The sequence below is a fragment of the Bacillus sp. EE-W1 genome, assembly GCF_009760835.1.
GTDB classification, from domain to species: domain Bacteria; phylum Bacillota; class Bacilli; order Bacillales; family Bacillaceae_G; genus Bacillus_A; species Bacillus_A wiedmannii.
On the sequence record NZ_WIPE01000060.1, the window covers coordinates 120427 to 140737 of the forward strand.

The window sequence follows — 20311 nt, forward strand, 5'->3', positions numbered from 1 at the left end:
GTAACTCTTACCTTACTCTTTGTTCATATAATAAAGGATTGTTAGCGAAAATCCAATACTCTATATGTTGAGAAATAAAGAATAATCATTATAAAGAATCTTATCTTTTTTTCATAAATTAAAGAGCAGCTAGCAAAAGATAACTGGATATGTTAAACATAGAAAATTTAGCATTTTCATTTTGATAGTAAAAGAGTAATCAAGGAAGGGCCGAATAATAAAGGTTGTGGCACAAAACGATGTTATTTGCAATCGCTTTTAGTCGGAATCACAAGTTTTTATGGGTTTAGGCAAGCTGATAACATAAGAGTCTGTTTGCATGTTCTACCTTTTTTTATGTACAATAAGAATAAGAGATGATATAGACAGGGAGAGGAAATCCATGTCCACTAAATTAGTAAATTTACGCATTGATTTTGCTTTTAAACAGTTATTTGGAACAAAAGGAAATGAGGAAATTTTAACGGGTTTCCTAAATGCAATTTTAGAGGAATCTTTAGATGCGCCTATTACGTCACTACAATTAGATGATCCACATCTCCATAAATCTTATGAAGATGACAAGTTATCGATTTTAGACCTATTAGCAACGCTAGATAATGGAACGCAAGTGAATATTGAAATTCAGCTTCGAAATACACATGATATGGTAAAGAGATCATTATATTACTGGAGTAAACTTTATACATCCCAAATGCAAGAAGGAATGCCATATCGTTCACTTCGGAAAACTATTACCATTAACTTACTAGATTTTATTTTATTTTCTCAGGATGATGCATTTCATACCATCGGACAATTATGGAATACTAAAATGCAGCAACTCCTAAGTGACGACATTGAAATCCATTTTGTAGAGATACCGAAATTGGTAAAACAATGGCGTGAAGAAAAAGTCAACCCGTGGGAAAATACATTTGTTCGTTGGATGTTATTATTACCAGCACATGAAGATGAACATTTAACTCAAACATTGGAGGAGATTGCGATGAATCAAGATCCAATTTTACAAAAGGCAATAAATAAATGGGAAAATATGAGCCATGATTCTTCTTTTAGAACAGCGTACGAAGCTCGAGAGAAATTGCTTTTAGATGAACAAGCTAAGTTAGCGCATGCAGAACAAGAGGGCATGGAAAAAGGGATTGAGCAAGGTAAGATGCAGATGATCCGAGGAATGCATGAAATTGGTGTACCACTTGAAACTATTGCAAAAGCAAGTAAGTTAAGTGTGAAGGAAATAGAACGTATCTTAAATCTAAAATAAATATATGTGAGTATACAGAACTCATGAGTAGAAAAATTAGACGTTCATTATCATATACGGTTAATGGGAAAGCATTGCTGAAGATTTTAGCAGTGCTTTTTCTATATTATTTAAGGCAATTGACCTTTTGTAAAAAAATCAATTGCCTTTTTACGATTTAAAAATATCGGGAATAAAATGAAGATAGTACTTTACACGCCTTTAGTAGAAGGAAGATATTACGATGAAATCATGGATTAAGATCGCTTGTATAACAGCATTCGTTTCTCAAATAGCAGCATGTAGCAGTACTAACCAAACAATAAATGATTCGAGACCTGCCCAAACCGTACAAAAAAGAATACAACAGCATGCAGAAGGGCAAGGTATTTTTGATATTCCAGAAACTTATAAGAATAAATAAGTGAAAAATGATCTTTTATGATATAAAAAATATTTCTTAATTTTAATATTTAAAACTTATGTATACGTGTTACAATGAAGTCCTCCAATTTATTTTATTCTCCTATTTAGAATTTATGGTTTAGTATCCGATAAAACAAAAGTGGCTGTAGTAAATAGATAAATGAATGAAGTGAAGCGGTCAGAGTGGTTAAAAGGCTGTTAAGTATAGTTATTCAAAGAATAAATTCACTTAGTTAAGTTAAAGAAAATTTGGTATGGTAAGGATTTCATCCAATGTGAATCGTTCTAAATTAAACTTTCGATTCAATCAAAGCCAAAAATCATCTTTTAACTGAAGTTTATGTTTCCTCCAGTTAATTTAGAATAATTCGTAGTCTTAACATTGCTTACTATAAAAAAAATACATATTTGAAAGGGGATAGATACAACTTCACTTGTAAAAAATAAATCGCTATATGAGAAGATGCACGTAAAGGGATGTAACGGTAATTTCATTTCGAATAATACCATAAATGAATGTAGAAAAAATAAAGGAGCAAACAATTAAATAAACTATATCAGTTGTAAGAATGAAAGGGAGAAGTAGATAGTGTTTAAAATAAAAGAAAGATTGGAACAAATGAAGCTTAAAACGAAGTTGTCTATGGCATTTATTGCAATATTAATTATACCAAGTCTTGTCGTAGGGGTATCGTCTTATGATAAAGCAAGAACAGATCTTAATGAAACAATTCTACAAACCGCGAAAGATAATGTGAGTATTTTAAATAAGATAGTTGATGATGAATTAGAAAATAAACATATAGATGTAACTCATTTTGCAAAGATACTTACACAAGGTGATTATAATGCTGACCAATTGCAAAATGTGCAAAGAAAATTTGATCAATATATACAGTTACATCCGGAGATAGAAACAATTTATACTACATCCAGTAATAATCAATTTATTCATGCACCTGTTGGAAAAATACCAGAAGGATTTAATCCGTTAGAAAGTAGTTGGTATAAGGATGCAGTAAAAGCTAATGGAGAGATTATTGTTTCGTCACCCTATAAATCAAAGGCTACAGGAAATATGGTAATAGCAATTGCAAAGCAAAATGCTGATAAAAGTGGTGTCATTGGTGTGGACTTGAATATTGATGATATCGTAAAAACTTCTAAAATGATAAAAATAGGAAAACAAGGCTTTGTATCTATAGTAAGTCAAGATAAGACTATAGTTGTTCATCCTACACTTAAGCCAGGTGAGAAATTAGAGAAATCATTAGCAGATGAACTATACAAGAAAGAAGATGGAGTAATTACTTATAGCCTTAATGGCGAGGATCGAAACATAAGCTTTAAAACAAACAAAAAAACAGGTTGGAAAATAGCTGGTGTAATGCCTATTAAAGAAATTGAAGAAGCTACCAATCCTATTTTTTATAAAACGCTCACTATAATAGGGGCTTCATTGTTGTTAGGTGGAATTGTAATTTTCTTCATTCTTAAATCTATTATTAATCCACTAAGGCAATTAGTTATTTCAGCTCAAAGAATTAGCCGGGGAGATTTAACTGAGAAAATAGATATTCGTTCAAAGGATGAACTTGGTCAATTAGGTGGTAGTTTCAATGCAATGGCAGAGTCGTTGCGTAATTTAATTTCTCAAATTAATACATCTGCAGGACATGTGGCTGCTTCATCTGAGGAACTAACCGCTAGCGTAGAGCAAGCCAGTGTTGCGACAGAACAAATTACAAAAGAAATGGAAGAAATATCTAATAGTGCAGAAGTTCAAAATAATGAAGTTGCGTCTGGAGCGAAATTAATTGGTGAGGTCACGCGTAATATTCAATGCGTAGCTGATAATGCTTCTGAAGTATCGGCTTCATCCTTATACACAAAACAAAAAGCCAATGAGGGCGAACAATTAGTAGAACAAACTGTAACGCAAATGGAGTCTATCCATCATTCTGTTTCTCAATCCGATAATGTAATTAAATTATTAGATAAAAAATCGCAGCAAATCGGAAGTATATTAGAAGTAATTCAAAATATTGCAGCACAAACAAATTTATTAGCATTGAATGCAGCGATTGAAGCGGCTAGAGCAGGAGAACAGGGGCGTGGCTTTGCAATTGTTGCCGATGAGGTCAGGAAGTTAGCGGAGCAATCATCCGAATCTTCAATGGAAATTGGAAGTTTAATTAATGAAATACAAGCAGATGTACATGAGACTGTAAAAGCTATGAATGAAGTAGGAGTTGAAGTGCAGTCGGGGATTCAGGTTGCGAATGATACAAAACAAAGTTTTTATGAAATCTCAAAATCTGCAAATGATATCGTGTCAAAAGTACATGGTATGGTGGAATTATCAAATAAAATGACAAGTGATGTAATGGAAGTCGATACATCAATTAATCAAATATCTATGGCTGTGAAAGAGAATTCTTCAAGTATGCAAACGATAGCCGGTTCATCTGAGGAGCAACATGCTTCTATGGAAGAGATAAATTCTTCAGCAATACAATTAGCACAGATGGCCGAAGAACTTCAAGAATTAATTGGTGGATTTAAGATATAAGTTCAGATTCTAGGATAGAATCCTAGATAGTATGTTTAAGAATAGAAGTTAAAAACCTTATAATGTAGTAAGTAAATATAATATGTATTTTTTATAGAGATTGCACATGCAGATCAACTACTTTAAATGGTAGTTGATCTTTTTTATGAGATATTCATTTTTGAATATCTCTTTCTTTAAAGTGTAGTGTTGATACAGTAGTACATATTGAGCGAATTATCACATCCAAAAATCTTCAAAGTCTACGCCGAATCCTTTTCTTTTTAAGGCCCTAATTATCTTTTGACCATTCCCTAATGAAGGCTTGTATTGATTCGAACGAGAGATACGGCTAATTGTATTTTGGTTTACCCCACTCCATTCCTTTAATTCCGTTTGAGTAATATCATTCTTTCTTAAAAATTTACCAAACTTAGATAATGGTTTTCCTAAGCCAAACACTGCGAACACTCCTATTCGTAGATACTCTATTAATCACATTTTTACCAAAGCATGATTTTTTTAAACAAAAGTGTTAATAATGTACAAGCTGTTCGCAATATGATGTATCAAGGTCGCTATCAAAGTTGCTAGCAAACGTATTATCAAGATAGATATCAAATCAATTCGCCTTTGTATTGGCAAAGTACATACCAAATTAACTATCAAAGTAATGTTAACAAGGTAATAAGTGAATCAACCCTATGTTTTATAAGTTTTCTTATTCTGTTTATAAAGAGAACGGAGGCATTTAAATGCGAGTAAGGAAAAAAAGGATTTTTTTCCGCAAGTTTATAGATCGGTCATTCAAAGATAAAGAAAATACAATTCGTAAATACAATTCATTAAGTCCTTTCGCATTCCTTCATATGTCGGATCAGGTATTACATACTTACATTGCATTAGGAGTTATGGGAACGATTTCAATCGGAGCAGTCATGTTAGAAAAGTATTTGGTGCGAAATGACTATATATCCGCAGCTAAATTTGTGAGTGAAGGAATTTATCACGGTATGCGAATTGGTGGAGTATGTCTGATTGGATATGTATTTATTCGCATCTTAATGATGTTTTAAGGAGGGAAGGGAGTAATGAGGATTATAAAGGAGTGGCTTCGTACGCAAAGGTTAAGGAATCAGCTTATGGAGGTGTTCGGAAAAGCAGGTTTATATACGGAACATCAAACACGCGGGGGAAAAGTGCCTATTTATCCAAAGGTACATAATATTTCTTCTTCAAAAGAAAGTGTGAGATATGTGTTTACCCTACCAAACGGATTAGATCCACAGAAGATTGAAAAGAAGTGGTTTTGTTTCCAGCAAATATTAGGACGGAATATTACAATTGAAGGGGATGTGAAAAAGTTTGTCCTACATGTATTTCATTCGAATGCTGGGCTAAAGCCGTATATTTATTGTTTTAGAGAATGGCAGACACAATTAGAAGGTTACGGTTTACCTGTTGTGGTCGGCAGGGACCAATACGGAAAAATGATCGCGTACGACATGATTGGTTCCAATTCACCGCACTTATTAATCGCAGGAGAAACGGGAAGTGGGAAAAGTAGTATGGTACGTGTTGTGCTATCCACACTCATTCAATATATGTCTCCTAATACGTTGCATTTGTATCTTGGTGATTTAAAAAACTCTGAATTTCATTTTTTACGTAGAGTGAAGCATGTAAAAGAAGTTTGTATGGAAGAAATCGAAATGAAAATAATGCTTCAAAAGTTATGGAAGGAAATCAGGGAACGAAGAAAACTTATGGAAAAATATGAAGTTGATCATATTGATGCGTACAACAAATTAAATCCAAATCATCCAAAGCCATATATCCTACTTGCTATTGATGAAGTGGCTATGCTTAAAGATGAAAAACAGTGCATGACTACGATTGAAAAGATTTCAGCAGTCGGGAGATCACTAGGGGTTTTTCTTTTGCTTAGTATGCAGAGGCCAGATGCCAAGGTGTTAGATGGTAAGTTAAAACTTAATATGACTGTAAGAATGGGCTTTAAATGTGATAGTGTGATTAATAGTAATATTATGGGTACTTCTGGTTCAGAGTATTTAGAGCAATCTGGACAAATGATTTTTAAACGAAATGGATTAATGAAAGTGCAAGCTCCTTATTTGGAATTAAGTAAGGCGAAACAAATTGTTGAACCATATTGCATGTCTAAAGAGGAGAGGGTACTCAAGTATTCATCGCAAGTAGAAATTCCGTTATTTGGGGTGTTAGATGATGAAGAGTAGAGATAAAGGAATTCTGAATGATTTGAAGAAATTTAGATGTATGTCCCGAGACGATATTATTGACTTGCATTTTCAAGGCTTAAAGAATGCGATAACCTGCTGTAATACCGTTATGAAACGATTAAGAAGAGACGGCCATGTTGATGCTAACGTATTGCAACACCCATACATTTATTTTCCGCAACCCAATCCTATCAGAAAAACGAGTCAAAAAATTCCTCATTTCCTTGGTATTGTGGACGCATATAAACAACTCGTTCATTATGAAAAGCCTGAACTATTCGATGTTGAACCAAAGTATGGGAAAGAATTCATGGAACCCGATGCATTTACAATTTGGCGTAGATCTCCATTCTTTATTGAAGTTCAAAAGTCAGTGTACAGTAAAAAAATAATGCAAGATAAGATAAATAGATATGAATTATACTTCCATAGCCAAGAATGGCATAATGAATATTGGCAACCGAAAGCTTCTAAATTTTTTCCATCAATCCTTATCATTACTGACAAACATTACGATGTTCAATCTCCGTATTTCCGTATATTCCAAGCAAATTCTATAGAGAGTTTTACAAATAATTTAGTGGTAAAACCATAAAACAAGATACTTTGTTCTTAATTCACATAATTTTCAAAATTAAAACCTTTGGATGTTAATATTTGTTATATAATATACTTATCAAAGCATTACCCCTGTAGTATTTATGATAAATTTTCAAGGTAGTTTGTTTATCTCGTATATTCACCTTAAACTGAAAAGAACTTGTAGAGATTCCTACAAGTTCTTTTTGTTGCTCTTATAAACACGAAAATCCCCTTCTTTACTCCCAGTAATTTTACTTTATCAAGATTACCCCCTTATTGAACTACTCCCACTGTTATCTCGTATAGACGAGGAAAATTAATAAGTAAGGGGCTCAATCGAATTCTCACTTATTAGTAGGTTATCACCATAGTTATTGTGGTTAGAAGCCTTATCGCTTCATTCTTCCAATTGATACTTGCGTTAATATCCCGATTATGGTGTGTACAACAAGAAGGGTAGTCCCATTTTCGTAGGTTTAGATTGGTAACGTCTTGGTTTTGATATCCATAACAAGAACATAATTGATTTGAAACAAATGTTTCCGATACGACAATGGTTTGTTTGCCATACCATTTCGCTATCAAGCTAACAAAGAGACTAAAAATATTAAAGAAGGATTTTTCCAAAATGGAGACGCTTTATCAGTAAGAGGAATATGTAATTATACATATCCTTTTTTTATAATGTTTTTATATATAAAACCTCTTACATATGGGTTATCGATTATATTCAAAATGTCAAAGGCCTTGATATGTCTGTAAAAACGTATCAAAATTTTATTTTAAGACACACAGTATATAAATTTTTGATTAGGCATATTCCTCTTTTTTAGGAAGAGGAAAAACACCTACTATAAAAATTTGCACAACAGAGCCAAATAACGTGATAAAGTATGTATTGCTGTGCATGTAAATATCAAAAAAAGCCTTACAAAATGATGTTTGTAATGGTTTAGCTTATACGATTTTAGGAAATTAATAGCATTTTATGACGTTATTATTAACCTAGTTTCCAAGAAATAGAGGTGAATGTAGGATGACTAAACCTTTTAAAAAAAATAGTCGTTATATGGTAGGGTTGGACAGTCTAAGGGGTCTAGCTATACTAGGTGTTATTTTGTATCATATTAATTTTAATTGGATGCCTGGAGGGTTTTTAGGAGTTACAGTATTTTTTGTACTTTCAGGTTATTTAATTACAGATATTCTAGCCATGGAGTGGAAGAGAAATAAGAGAATTGATTTGAAAAAGTTCTGGCTTAGTAGGGCAAGAAGATTGCTTCCAGGAATGCTTGTTATGCTCGTTATAACATTGGCATGGATTACGATTTTTCATAGCTCTTTACTTGAAAAAATGCGTGGAGATTCATTAGCGGCATTATTTTATGTTAGTAACTGGTGGTATATTTATCATAAATTATCTTACTTTGATAATTTTAACCATATTTCTCCATTAAATCATTTTTGGTCGTTAGCAGTCGAGGAACAATTCTATGTTGTCTGGCCGTTTATTATTAGTTTAGGACTTTACTACATAAAAAAACAATCCCGTATAATTTTATTGATTTGTCTAGGAGCGTTTGCTTCAGCTTTAGCAATGGCAAATTTATATGAACCTGGAGTTGATCCGAGTAGAATATATTATGGTACAGATACGAGGGCCTTTTCCTTACTTATCGGAGCGGTACTTGCCTTAGTTTGGCCAAGCAATAGGCTTGCTAATAAAATTATCCCGAAGGCGCGTTTCATCCTTGATGTAGTGGGGGGCATTGCTCTTATTATTATTTTGGTTATGTTTTGGAAGACCAATCAATATGATCCATTTCTATACAAGGGAGGAATGGTTCTCTTATCAATTGCAACAGCATTGTTAGTGGCAAATCTAGCTCATCCAGCTAGTCGCATTGCTCAATTTTTACGATTTAGACCTTTACGTTGGGTAGGAGTAAGATCGTATGGCATATATCTCTGGCATTATCCAATTCTCACATTAACGACTCCAAAAGTAAATACGGGGGATTTTTCAATAATAAGAGCAATCCTTCAATTTCTTTTAATAATATTGATCGCGCAAATTTCATGGAAGTTTATCGAAAAACCAATCCGACAAGGTGCGCTCCGGAACATTCAGTTTAAGAACTTAAGACTTCAAAATGTCACTTTAGGTGTTAAGTTAGCTTTAGTTTGTTCAGTATTCTTTTCGTCAATAGCAGTTTTAGGGTTATCAAATGCTAGTAAGGCTAAGGAGAATTCTCAACCAGATAAGGTGGAAACAGTACAAACAAAACCGGCGCCACATCCAGTTGCTGTTTGGGAAAATGCAGATCAAGAAACGCCACTAAATCAAGGGGAATCAAAAGAAGTAAATCCTGCACAACCTAAAAATCCACTCACAGTTACTGCGATAGGTGATTCCGTTATGATTGATATTACTCCATATTTAAAAAATACTTTTCCTGATATTAGGATTGATGCGCAAATTGGTCGTCAGCTGTCAAAAGCGATTCCGGTAGTTGAACAGTTAAAAAATGAAGGGAATTTAGGAAACTATGTCATTATCGGATTAGGTACAAATGGAGCCTTTACTACTGAGCAACTTGTTTCATTAATAAAATTAATTGGAAACGAACGTAAAATAATATTTATTAATACGAGAGTGCCACGTCCGTGGGAATCAATTGTGAACGAGAGACTGAAAGTAACAGTACCTAAATATCCTAATGTAACTCTAGTTGATTGGTATGCAGCAAGTGCTGGAAAGAAAGACTACTTTGCACCTGATGGTGTGCATTTAACCAATATAGGTGCAGAAGCATACGCAGTCCTTGTGGCTAAAGCGGTTAATCAATAATTAATTATATTTTGTCAAATTCTTTTGCAAAGTTAGCTGAAATAAAAAAAATCTATGTTTGGAAAAATAAATTTTTGGCATTTAGCAATAATTCCTGTAATTCATAATACATTGAAAAGCGAAGTTTAGTTGAAGACTTCGCTTTTTTGTACGGGACATGAATGATGTCGATGCCTTGTACTATACGTACGGCATAACTAAAATGTTGAATTTCTGTGGTTTTGAAAAAGTGGTTGTCACTTTACAGGTTAATAAACCTGTTCTATAGGGTTCTTTAATGGGCTAATTATATTTTTCTTACTAGATAATGTATCAGTTCGGTTAGTAATCTTTTAAATGATTTTCTATGATTAAGTAAATATCTCATTTATAAACATTGATATAGGTAATTTTGTTATCTTTCGAAAATGTAAGGTTGACGTAATGTTTTTGAATTTTTTTTCAAACGAGAACAGATTAAGATTACAGTATCATAGAAAATCAATGAGGTGAACAATATGAAAAAATATATGGCACTTTTTAGTCTTTTAGTTGTATTTGCAGGTCTGCTAGTTGGATGTGATATTAATCGTATGGGTAAAGATGAGTATTACGTTCAAATTACAATGGATGGAAAAGAGGGAGTTTCAAAATCTATGGATGGTAAAGTGATGGGAAAGGAGTATGAATATACATTATCGGGTTTTGATAAGGAAGGTAAAGAAAAAGAGTTACAATTTATGGCACAAAAGAATCTTCGTAAAGAAGCATTCCTACGTGTATATCACTCAGAGAAAAAAGGTGTAACCGCTTGGGAGGAAGTGCAGGAAGACGAGCTTCCTAAGAAAGCAAAAGAAAAACTAGGTGTGAAATAATCATTTATTTGTGATGGTGGATTCTCCTACGTGGAGGGTTCGCCGTTTTTTATTATATGTTATGTTGTAGTTTTTTATATAAAGCATATTGAAAAGATAAGGTAAATCTTCCGGAATGATATCTCCATAATTAATAATTTGTACGTTAACCTTTCCTTTATTACTAAATCCATTTATATCAACAAATTGTCCCGCATATCCCTTTGTACCAATATCTTTTAAAGTACGTATAAAAAATGCCCTTTATCTTATCTTTATCTTATCTTTACCTTATCTTTAAACTTTTATATTAAACTTAAAACCTTAAAGTATTGATGTTTTAGTCTAAAAAGGGCGGGAGATAGATGTCCATTACATAGTTTGTAAATAACCAATTACCTTTGAAAAATTGAATTTTTTATACGAGGAGGAATATATGAAGGATACAAGTAAAAAACAAATTATAAAAGTGTTCCTTATTAGTATTTTGGGCTTAGGAATAATACTTGGAATGCTATATTTTAATCATAAAACCAATATTCAACAAAATAAAGCGCTAGCCACCGAAAAACGTGTATTGCAATATGAATCTACCTTGAAAAAAGAATTAGAAAAATATAATTTAGGAGAGAAAACAGCAGTTTTATTAGGAATTATGTACCAAGAGAGTAGAGGTGAGGGAAACGATCCTATGCAGTCATCCGAATCACTTGGATTAAAGCCAAATGAAATTCAAGAGACAAGCTTGAGCATTGAACAAGGGGTAAAACACTTTGCTAAAATGTACAAATATGGAACGGACAAGGATGTTAGCATGGATACAATTATTCAAAGCTATAATATGGGGCCAGGGTATATTGATTTTGTTGCTAGTCAAGAAGTTAAACAACACTCGGAGGATTCAGCCAAAAAGTTTTCTAAGATGAAAGTTGATCAAAATCCAGCGATGTATACTTGTGGTGGAAATAAAAATAATTTTAGGTATCCATATTGTTATGGTGATTTCACATATGCCACAAAGGTAAATGAAAAAACAAAACTTATTGAAGAACTTCTTCGAAATGTACATAGCTCTTCTAAATAAGTTGCAGAATGAAATATAATGATACCAAGTTATTAACAATAATATCTAAGAAAAAAACTACTTCCTTTCTTAATTCACATAATTTTCAAAAATAAATCTCGTAGATGTTAATATTTGTTATATAATATATTTGTCAAAGCATTACCCCTAAAGTTTCTACAGTCAAGCTGTAAGATAGTTTGTTTGGCCCGTATTTTTAAGGGTTAAAAGTGGATTTAAAATATAGTTGCAATTTTTTGAGGGGGACTTATATGGGAGCGGCTAATCTGCAATGGATTACAGGTAATGTATTTGGACCTCTACTAGGTGGTGTATTACTGGATCAGCTTTTAGGGCATATGCTATTTACAATCTTAGGTGTAGGTTGTATTATTTCTGGATTTATTTACTTACTTTTAGACAGACTTATTGAGAATAGAAGTAAAGAAATACCTATAAAACAAACATCTTAATTTTAATATTGTTAATGAGTTGAAAATTAAATTTTATGTTTTAAGAATTAAATAAAGTGCACGTTTATTATTAGTAAACGTGCACTTTATTTATTAGTATTTAAATTAACTCATATATATAAATTTTTTAGGTTACGACCTAAGTATATAAAAGTAATTTACTGCTTCTTTTAATCAATTACAACTAAACTTCTTGACCTATCAATATGATTAAGTAACATACGATACTCTTCTTCGTACATATTTACGCTTTGTAGAAGGGACTGGTTTTCTGCTTCTAAATTTTTTATTTGGTTTTGTAAGTTTGTAAATTCATTTGTTTTTTATAATTTTGTAGAAAGAGAATAATATCATCTAATGTCATAGATAAAGAGTTTGTTTCTTTTTTTTGTTGAGAGGGAGAAATATTATTTCCCACTTCTCGATTTTGTTTTGCTTGTTGTATTTCCTCTTGGTATTGTTTTTTCACGTATGAATTCCAACGAAATCCACAAGCTGCAGGTGTCCTATTTAGTAGTTTTGCTACTTCTTTGAATGCAGCTAACTGTGTTCCACCGTTACGAATATTCTGGAGTACTGTTGATGCGAGAAGTAAATCGTTATCGTTAGTCCAGGAATCTTGCCTTGAGATTACCACGTTTTGACCTCCTTTACATGCTTTATATTACATATATGCAATTACTTAAAATGATAGAAGTTTAACTTATCTTAAAATAATTAGAAGTATGTATTATTTAAAATGCGAAATTGCATAAAAAATTAGATTGACTATTCGCTATAGGTGTAACTATAATGGTTACAGTTATACAGCTAAATTAATAGGTTTGATGGTATGAAGTAGTTGTATTAATGATGTTTAAGCAAATATTAAAAAATGAACGGAGTTGGAAATATAAGAAGCTTATATAAAAAGAATTAAGGCCATATAAAGCATTTTATAATTATATATAAATTAAAAGAGGTGCACATTTTGAAAATTTTTAAGGGAATTATAGTTTCTTCAATTGCGTTAACAGCATTTAATGGGGTGGGTGGACTACTTCCAAGTGATAAATCAGAAGTTGCCTATGCAGCTAGTTACAATTATTCAAATAAGCAATTGAATTCTACTGTACATAAGCAAGTTACGAAACAATTAATTTTGAAATTTAAAAATGAGGCAAATTTGCCATATCAGGATGGAATAGAAAAATTCATTAAAGAAGAAAAACAAGATCCTGAATTAATTGGAATTTTAAACGAATACCCAAATGTAACTATAAATCGACTTTTTAGTTCTTTAAATCCTAAAGAAATTAAAAATTTAGGTAGAGAAATAAACGACTCCGAACATATTTCTTCCAATTTGCTAAACTATTATATTGTAGAAAACCAATGTGATATTGATGTACAAGCTTTACTTGCAAAGTTTGAGAAATCATCTCTTATTGAAACGGCGTATTTACAGGAAGAAGAAACGCCACCTGAAGAGCGTTTACCAAATTTATCTGTTAATCCATATGATGAGCCTAGACTTACAAGACAAGGTTACCTTGAACCAGCACCATTAGGAATTAATGCACCTTATGCTTGGAGTATAAATGGTGGGGACGGAAAAGGAACTACTTTCGTAGATATGGAGTATGGTTGGTTATTAAGTCATGAAGATTTAGTGAATCAAAAGATTGAATTGATGTCCGGACAGAATAAGAGTGAACACCATGATCATGGTACCTCAGTATTGGGAATTGTTTCTGCAGAGGATAATAACATAGGTGGAATTGGGATTGCACCAAAGGCTAAGGTAAAGGTTGTATCCCAGATTAGGGATAACGGAAATTATAATACAGCTGATGCTATTTTAAGTGCGGTTAACAATATGCAAGCTGGAGATATTCTTTTACTAGAGGCACAAGCAACTTACGATGGATATGGAGATAAGAACTATTTTCCAGTGGAAGTAAAACCAGACATATTTGATGCAATTCGTATGGGAACAAATAAGGGAATTATTATTATTGAAGCAGGTGCAAACGGTGGAAATGACTTGGATCAATTTAGAGACCGTAATGGTAAACAAGTTTTAAATCGTAATAGTCCTGATTTTAAAGATTCAGGGGCGATTATGGTTGGGGCAGCTTCTGCAAGGGTTCCTCATAAACGTTCATATTTCTCTAATTACGGTAGTAGAGTGGATGTGTATGGATGGGGGAATGCAGTAGATACTACAGATGCTAAACCAAGTGAATTTATAACAAATCTATATACATCTAGTTTTGCTGGAACATCTAGTGCATCGCCTATTATTGCTGGTGCTGCAGCATCAATTCAAGGAATTGCAAAAAATAATCAGGGGAGAGTATATACACCAAGACAGCTTAGGGATATTTTAAGTGATTCTAGTACTGGAACGAAATCTAACGATCCAATCTCTGATAAAATTGGTGTTTTACCTGACTTAAAAGCCATTTTATCTAAACTAGGTTTTTCACCGAACTTAGGCAATGATTCTTCCATTGTATTTCCTGAGGAGCAAGAAATAAATAAAGGGAATGAAGGATCTACTATTACATTCCCAAGGGAGGATTCCGCTAATGGTGAAGGGAACTCTAACTTCATTTTCCCAGAATAATTGTAGGGATAACTTCTATTTAATATAAAGGAATTTTATATAACCAGTTAAGTATAATACTGGTGAGATAGGCTCTTATGTGTAATAGCATAAGAGCCTATCTGTTGTACTTTTAACTATATAGGAGGGACGTATCTCTTTAGATACTTACCTTGCTTAACAAACCAAGCGTTACAATAGACATAGTGAATTCGTACTTGTGGGTATTTTTATTTTAATTTATTTAATCTGCATTATTTTTTATAAGGAAGTGTTTCGTATTACTAATTGCTTGAATTGATTTAATTTTAATAGTGATTTTATTTGGAGATTGTATAATCTTATTAGTTGAATTATCTTTTATCTGTAGATTTGGCCCAGTAACAGCAATTGATTCTTTACTAATACTCATTATAAAACCTTTAATATGAATTTGTTCTAAAAATATTATGATGGGTAAATGAATTAATTGAAAAAAGACACCTCAAAGTGTCTTTTTGTTTTTATATACAAGCCGCGTTTTAAGAAGGTTTAATTGGCATATGAATTAAGGAGATGTCTTACTTGTTCTATAAAATAATGATGGTGTATATTATTTTTTGATACTCGACTAGCCATAATAGCTCCTTCCATGGAAGAAGAAAGGAAAGAAGTAAGTGACATATCATCTTTAATTTCTTTTTTTCGATTCCGTCTTTAAGTACTAAGAAGGTTTAATTTTGTTTATGTATTTGTTGAAGCTTAATGGATTTCGTAATGATTATGATATAATAAAGTTCAAGTATACTAAGGGGGATTAATTAAATGATTTTTCAAAGCCTGATAACAGCTATTATAGAAAAATTACAAAAGACGGTGAATCCCTATTGGATAATTGTGTTTGGATCAACGGCTGAGAATAGAGAACGGGAAGATAGTGATATTGATATAGCTTATGTAAGTGATACAACCTTAGGGAATTATGAACGTTTTTTATTAGCACAGGAGTTAGCTAATATTGTTCATAGAGATGTTGATTTAGTTGATTTATCCGAAGCTTCTACAGTTTTTCAAGCTCAGATTATACATACAGGAAAGACAATATTTTGTTCTGATGAAGAACGGAAAATCATTTTTGAAATGAAAACTTTAAAAATGTATTCAAAATTAAATGAGGAACGCAAGATAGTATTTGATGATATAAAGAAAAGAGGTTCAATATATGAAGAATGAGGTTATTTTAAATAAAATTTCCACAATAGAGCGTTGTATAAAAAGAATCCAAGACGTGTATGGAAATGACCCTGAAAATTTGGAAGATTACACAAAGCAAGATTCAATAATCTTGAATATACAAAGAGCTTGTGAAGCGAGTATTGATTTAGCAATGCATATTGTTGCTGGAAAAAAACTAGGCCTACCTCAATCTAGTCGAGAAGCTTTTGATTTATTGGTTACAGCAGGACTACTTAGCGCAGAGCTGGCAAATAAGTTAAAGGCGATGGTTGGATTTCGAAATATCGCTGTACATGATTATCAAAGTGTAAATTTAGATATTGTTCGGCAAATTATTGAAAAACATTTAACTGATTTTAAAATATTTACAAAAGAAGTTATGGGAATATTGGAATTATAGGGAGACGCTATATAGGTGAGGAGAGATTGATATGCTCTTTTCTAATTTTAACATAACAATTTAGTTGTTTGCCTACTTGATTTAAAGATGAAAGAAGCAAGTATTATATGGCTGCATAGTGGGAAGATACTCTTTAAAGAGTGTCTTTCTTTGATTTACTGCGTTTACATCTAAACACGAATGTTTCTTTAATTAACTCTGAGTTTTATGTGTAAACAAATCCTGAAAAGCAAAGATATTTATTATGCTAAATTGTCAGCATTCCAATATATATAGGTTTAAGTTTTAATTATCTCAAAATAAATCTAAGGAAGAAAATAGCATAGAGAAATATGAGGAATTACCATAAAATAAAAAGCGGACAAGATTGTCCGTTTTTTATTTTATCAGGAGAGAATCCTGAATATTACTTTATAATAATAAAATGAATAGAGTGTCTTTTAAATGTATTACTACTTTATTTTTTATTATGGAAAATTTGAAAGGTGATTTTAATGAAAAAATATTGGCATAAGCTATCGTTACTTCAAAAAAATATATTACTAACGGTATTAGTAATTCTGACGCTTGTGGGAAGTATGGGGGCGTTAAGTTTTAATATGTTTCAAAATAGTATGATGTCTATATTTGAGAGGCAATCTTTTGAAACAGGAGATACAGTAATAAATCAATTAGATGTAGAAATAGTGAGAGATGTAGCAAAAGACCCCACAGCACAAAGAGTGAAGAAAGAAAAATAGACAGAGCAATTAGATAAAGCTATAAAAGGTATGAAAAGTGTCGGACAAACATATGTTACAGGAGCCAAGCTAAATGATAAAGCTGAATTACAATTGGTAGCTTTGGATACAGAATTAGCAAATACAGTTTCTGTAAAACTAGGTTCTTTAAAAACAGGTGACTATTATGAGCATCCTACTCATTGGATGAAAACATACAGTAAAGTAATGAAAACGAAACAGGCACAAATGACAGAAGTGTATGAAGATGAATTAGGTTTCTAGGTAACAATTTTAGAGCCAATTACAGATGAAAATAAAAATATAATTGCAATTGTTGCAGCGGATTTGAATGCTTCTGTTATTCCACTTACAAAGGAAAAATTTATAGCGCAAGGGTTACTCTTTATTATAATTTCATTAACAATCGCAACCACGATTCAAATATTTATCTCACGAAATTCTTTATCGCCTTTAAAGGATTTACAGGAAGGTTTACGCAAAGTTGGTGAAGGGGACTTAAGTATTAAATTGAATGAAAGATCTGATGATATAGGGATAACTAATTCCCATTTTAATAACACTATTGAAAAGTTTAATAGGATTATAGATAAAGTAAGGCAGACTGCTGAACAGGTTTCGGCATCTTCACAGGAATTGTCGGCAAATACAAAAGAGAATAGTATGGCATTTCAAGAGATTGCAAGCACTATGACAGGATTGAAATTAGGGGCACATTCTCATGTAGTGCATAACTGTTTAGGGATTGTTCAAGAAATGGAAAGTAAGATGAAAGAAATTAAGGGAGCTGCAAAACAAGTTGCTACTGCTTCCGAAGGCATGGAACAGCATTCTATAGAAGGGAAAGATTTGATTAAGCAAATTGTTAATCAAATGAAAATAATCCGAGATAGGGTTCAAGATGTATCTTCTAGTATTTATGCATTAGAAGCACGATCTAATGAAATTATTACTGTAATTACAACCGTTTCAAATCAAACTAATCTATTAGCTTTAAATGCTACTACTGAAGACTCATGTGCTGGAAAAGTCGATAAAGAATTTTCAATTGTTTTGGAAGAGGTATGTATATTAGCGGAAAAGACTGATGTATCTGCGAGAGATATAGCTAAATTAATTGATGAAACTAAAGCTGAAATAGAAGAGGCTGTAAAATCCATGCAAAGGAGTTCAAAGGAAGTGGAATCAGGAAAAATACTTGTTCAGAGTAGTGGCGCTTTCTTCGAAAAAATTTCAAAATCTGCACAATCTGTTACAAATCAAATTAAAGCAACTTCGAGTAATTCAAGAGATGCTTTAGAAAATAGTCAATCTATTGTTCAGGTTGTAAATGAATTATCACATATTGCAAATACATATGAGTGTAGCAGTAGTAATGTTGGGATAAGTATGAAAGAGCAAGAAATGTATGTACAAGATATTGCAGAGCTAGCAAATTCTTTAAATTAGCTCTCCCAAGAATTACAGGAGTTAATAGGAGGGTTCAAAATTAAGTAGGATAGAAGAAGGTGTAGGTATGACCTATACCTTTATTTATTCCCACATAAGGGATGAAAGCTTAGATATATATGTAAAATAGTTAAAAGAATAATTCTTTTGCATATTCCACTGGAAATAGAGCATGATATTACCAATTAAATGGAGGTGTGTTAGAAATGCAAATTCGAGAAAATAATAATTCAAACGAGATTTTGGTAGCAGCGGCAGCAAGTGCAATTGAGCAAATGAAGTATGAAATTGCTCAGGAGTTTGGCGTTACACTTGGACCAGATTCAACATCACGAGCAAATGGTTCAGTAGGTGGAGAGATTACGAAACGTTTAGTTCGTATGGCGCAAGAGCAGTTATCTGGTCAATATAAAATTCACTAAAGTTAAAGGTATATCCTATTGAAGGGATATACCTTTTTAATTTTCTTTTAAAGAGGATTGTTAAAATTTTTATTGTTGGTTAAGTTTAGAAACTGTAAATTTAGCTGTGAAATTCATTTTCTTCATGTAAGAAGAATTTACTCCTGCTTGAAATTGTACAGAAATATTACCGTCTTTTTGTGCTTTGAATACGCGACCATATGGTGAATTAGCATTGTATGTGCCAATTACTTGATCATCTGCATCAAAGACTGTATAAGAAATTGGGAACCCGGAATTTTGTACAAAGACCGTAAGTTCTTCTCCTTTATTAAGATTAAATGATTCTTTTTGAGAAACTTCATAGGAACTCATAGAGTAATATTTTGTAACTTCTTGAATGTCTAAATTTGTAGTTGCCGCACTCGCTTTAGATGCCTCTGCTCCTGGTAAATTCATACCTGATAATACTGCAATTCCTAATGCCCCTGCTAAAATAACTTTTTTCATAATGCTAGTTCCTCCTTTAATATATTGTGAGATTTGAAAAGGAAGTGAAAATATCACCTCTTGAAACCATTATAGTTACAACGAGAATGATTTTCAATGAGATTTGATATGTAATTTTGCATACATAAGATGTCGATATACGGTAATCTATCCGAAGTTTAAAGTATTGTTAAAAGAAGGATAGGACAAATTTTTAAAACTATGAATGGGATGGTAGCTGGTTTTTACATACGTTGGTTTTATCCGTGGATATTTTTTTGTTTTTTATTGTGAATTGTATGTAAATAAACACTCAAATATTGATAAAGTTGTATAATTCGGAATTATTAAACAAAAAATAAAGGGTTATATGCTATAATAAAGCTGCAATAAGGTTCAGCATCCTAATCTTATTGTGTATATTTAGCCTATGTATGTCGTTTGTATTAAAAATAAGAAGCCTCTCAAAAAGAGGCTTCTTATTTTTTGTATGGAGGGGGATTACAGATGATTGATTATTATCAAATCTTTTTATTTTCTATGGCAGGTATTGCCTTGTTTTCTTATATACAACATGCTGGAAAACCAACGAAAAGAAACAAATGGAAATTCTTTGTTGTAGTATTTTTATTTTTCCTTTTGAATTATTTATTTCTTAAATTTGTGTAGGTAAATGTAAGAGGGAATACGTTTTTTGTTCTAAAATTACAGTAAGAAGAACTTTTAAGACAAAAGAGGGGT

17 protein-coding genes and 5 pseudogenes are annotated in these 20311 nt (G+C 32.2%); 16 read left to right on the forward strand and 6 right to left on the reverse strand.

The window, feature by feature from the left end; genetic code table 11:
• Positions 1–382 precede the first annotated feature (382 nt).
• From GFJ36_RS12075 to GFJ36_RS12085, 3 genes are all read left to right on the forward strand, one after another.
• Positions 383–1267, forward strand: coding sequence for an Rpn family recombination-promoting nuclease/putative transposase (locus tag GFJ36_RS12075; protein ID WP_000104999.1), 885 nt, complete (start codon positions 383–385; stop codon positions 1265–1267).
• Positions 1268–1490: 223 nt separating this feature from the next.
• Complete coding sequence (locus GFJ36_RS12080) at positions 1491–1670, forward strand: thermonuclease (RefSeq protein ID WP_097890845.1); 180 nt, start codon at positions 1491–1493, stop codon at positions 1668–1670.
• A gap of 591 nt (positions 1671–2261) precedes the next feature.
• Positions 2262–4244, forward strand: coding sequence for a methyl-accepting chemotaxis protein (locus GFJ36_RS12085; RefSeq protein ID WP_157349583.1), 1983 nt, complete (start codon positions 2262–2264; stop codon positions 4242–4244).
• Positions 4245–4463: 219 nt separating this feature from the next.
• Here GFJ36_RS12085 and GFJ36_RS12090 read toward each other — a convergent pair whose 3' ends face one another.
• Positions 4464–4685 carry a helix-turn-helix transcriptional regulator gene (locus GFJ36_RS12090; RefSeq protein ID WP_016090024.1) on the reverse strand — a complete coding sequence of 74 codons (222 nt, stop codon included), beginning with the start codon at positions 4683–4685 and terminating at the stop codon, positions 4464–4466.
• Between the two features lie 293 nt (positions 4686–4978).
• Here GFJ36_RS12090 and GFJ36_RS12095 point away from each other — a divergent pair, with 293 nt between their 5' ends.
• Genes GFJ36_RS12095 through GFJ36_RS12105 form a run of 3 tightly spaced genes read left to right on the forward strand, consistent with a single transcriptional unit; the run spans position 4979 to position 7079 of the window.
• The gene (locus GFJ36_RS12095; RefSeq protein WP_097890844.1) at positions 4979–5299 is read left to right on the forward strand and encodes a hypothetical protein; all 321 of its coding nucleotides are present in this window, start codon (positions 4979–4981) and stop codon (positions 5297–5299) included.
• A gap of 15 nt (positions 5300–5314) precedes the next feature.
• Positions 5315–6481, forward strand: coding sequence for an FtsK/SpoIIIE domain-containing protein (locus tag GFJ36_RS12100; protein WP_097890842.1), 1167 nt, complete (start codon positions 5315–5317; stop codon positions 6479–6481).
• Entirely contained in the window at positions 6468–7079 is a 612-nt protein-coding gene (locus tag GFJ36_RS12105; RefSeq protein ID WP_242015976.1) for a replication-relaxation family protein, read from the forward strand. The genes GFJ36_RS12100 and GFJ36_RS12105 overlap by 14 nt, the downstream gene beginning before the upstream one ends.
• A 338-nt stretch (positions 7080–7417) precedes the next feature.
• On the opposite strand, the gene GFJ36_RS12110 is transcribed toward GFJ36_RS12105, so the two are convergent.
• Positions 7418–7696, reverse strand: a complete 279-nt coding sequence (locus GFJ36_RS12110; RefSeq protein ID WP_255288473.1) for a transposase — start codon at positions 7694–7696, stop codon at positions 7418–7420.
• Positions 7697–8102: 406 nt separating this feature from the next.
• Here GFJ36_RS12110 and GFJ36_RS12115 point away from each other — a divergent pair, with 406 nt between their 5' ends.
• The gene (locus GFJ36_RS12115) at positions 8103–9917 is read left to right on the forward strand and encodes an acyltransferase family protein (RefSeq protein ID WP_157349584.1); all 1815 of its coding nucleotides are present in this window, start codon (positions 8103–8105) and stop codon (positions 9915–9917) included.
• 497 nt (positions 9918–10414) lie between these two features.
• Positions 10415–10771, forward strand: a complete 357-nt coding sequence (locus tag GFJ36_RS12120; RefSeq protein WP_088062833.1) for a YxeA family protein — start codon at positions 10415–10417, stop codon at positions 10769–10771.
• 78 nt (positions 10772–10849) lie between these two features.
• Here the strand turns inward: GFJ36_RS12120 and GFJ36_RS30230 are convergent.
• Positions 10850–10972: pseudogene (locus tag GFJ36_RS30230) on the reverse strand (histidine kinase); the annotation flags it as partial.
• 214 nt (positions 10973–11186) lie between these two features.
• On the opposite strand from GFJ36_RS30230, the gene GFJ36_RS12125 reads away from it, so the two are divergent.
• Positions 11187–11834, forward strand: a complete 648-nt coding sequence (locus tag GFJ36_RS12125) for a lysozyme family protein (protein ID WP_097890836.1) — start codon at positions 11187–11189, stop codon at positions 11832–11834.
• 236 nt (positions 11835–12070) lie between these two features.
• A pseudogene (locus GFJ36_RS12130) lies at positions 12071–12286 on the forward strand (MDR family MFS transporter); the annotation flags it as partial.
• Between the two features lie 170 nt (positions 12287–12456).
• Here GFJ36_RS12130 and GFJ36_RS12135 read toward each other — a convergent pair.
• Positions 12457–12923, reverse strand: a pseudogene (locus GFJ36_RS12135) (RsfA family transcriptional regulator).
• A 333-nt stretch (positions 12924–13256) separates the two neighbouring features.
• On the opposite strand from GFJ36_RS12135, the gene GFJ36_RS12140 reads away from it, so the two are divergent.
• The gene (locus tag GFJ36_RS12140) at positions 13257–14897 is read left to right on the forward strand and encodes a S8 family peptidase (protein WP_097890834.1); all 1641 of its coding nucleotides are present in this window, start codon (positions 13257–13259) and stop codon (positions 14895–14897) included.
• 510 nt (positions 14898–15407) lie between these two features.
• Here the strand turns inward: GFJ36_RS12140 and GFJ36_RS12145 are convergent.
• Positions 15408–15580, reverse strand: a pseudogene (locus GFJ36_RS12145) (TetR/AcrR family transcriptional regulator); the annotation flags it as partial.
• 100 nt (positions 15581–15680) lie between these two features.
• Here GFJ36_RS12145 and mntA point away from each other — a divergent pair.
• The 4 genes and pseudogenes from mntA (at position 15681) to GFJ36_RS12165 (ending at position 19102) form a co-directional block, all read left to right on the forward strand.
• Positions 15681–16088, forward strand: coding sequence for a type VII toxin-antitoxin system MntA family adenylyltransferase antitoxin (mntA, locus tag GFJ36_RS12150; protein ID WP_097890832.1), 408 nt, complete (start codon positions 15681–15683; stop codon positions 16086–16088).
• Entirely contained in the window at positions 16078–16491 is a 414-nt protein-coding gene (gene hepT / locus GFJ36_RS12155; protein WP_097890830.1) for a type VII toxin-antitoxin system HepT family RNase toxin, read from the forward strand. The genes mntA and hepT overlap by 11 nt, the downstream gene beginning before the upstream one ends.
• Before the next feature lie 494 nt (positions 16492–16985).
• A pseudogene (locus tag GFJ36_RS12160) lies at positions 16986–18680 on the forward strand (methyl-accepting chemotaxis protein).
• 206 nt (positions 18681–18886) lie between these two features.
• Complete coding sequence (locus GFJ36_RS12165; protein ID WP_001167052.1) at positions 18887–19102, forward strand: alpha/beta-type small acid-soluble spore protein; 216 nt, start codon at positions 18887–18889, stop codon at positions 19100–19102.
• A 69-nt stretch (positions 19103–19171) separates the two neighbouring features.
• On the opposite strand, the gene GFJ36_RS12170 is transcribed toward GFJ36_RS12165, so the two are convergent.
• A complete protein-coding gene (locus GFJ36_RS12170; RefSeq protein WP_097890828.1) occupies positions 19172–19591 on the reverse strand; it encodes a hypothetical protein in 420 nt (139 codons plus the stop codon).
• Positions 19592–20077: 486 nt separating this feature from the next.
• On the opposite strand from GFJ36_RS12170, the gene GFJ36_RS29105 reads away from it, so the two are divergent.
• Positions 20078–20239, forward strand: a complete 162-nt coding sequence (locus GFJ36_RS29105; protein ID WP_176546176.1) for a hypothetical protein — start codon at positions 20078–20080, stop codon at positions 20237–20239.
• The last annotated feature ends 72 nt before the right edge of the window (positions 20240–20311 follow it).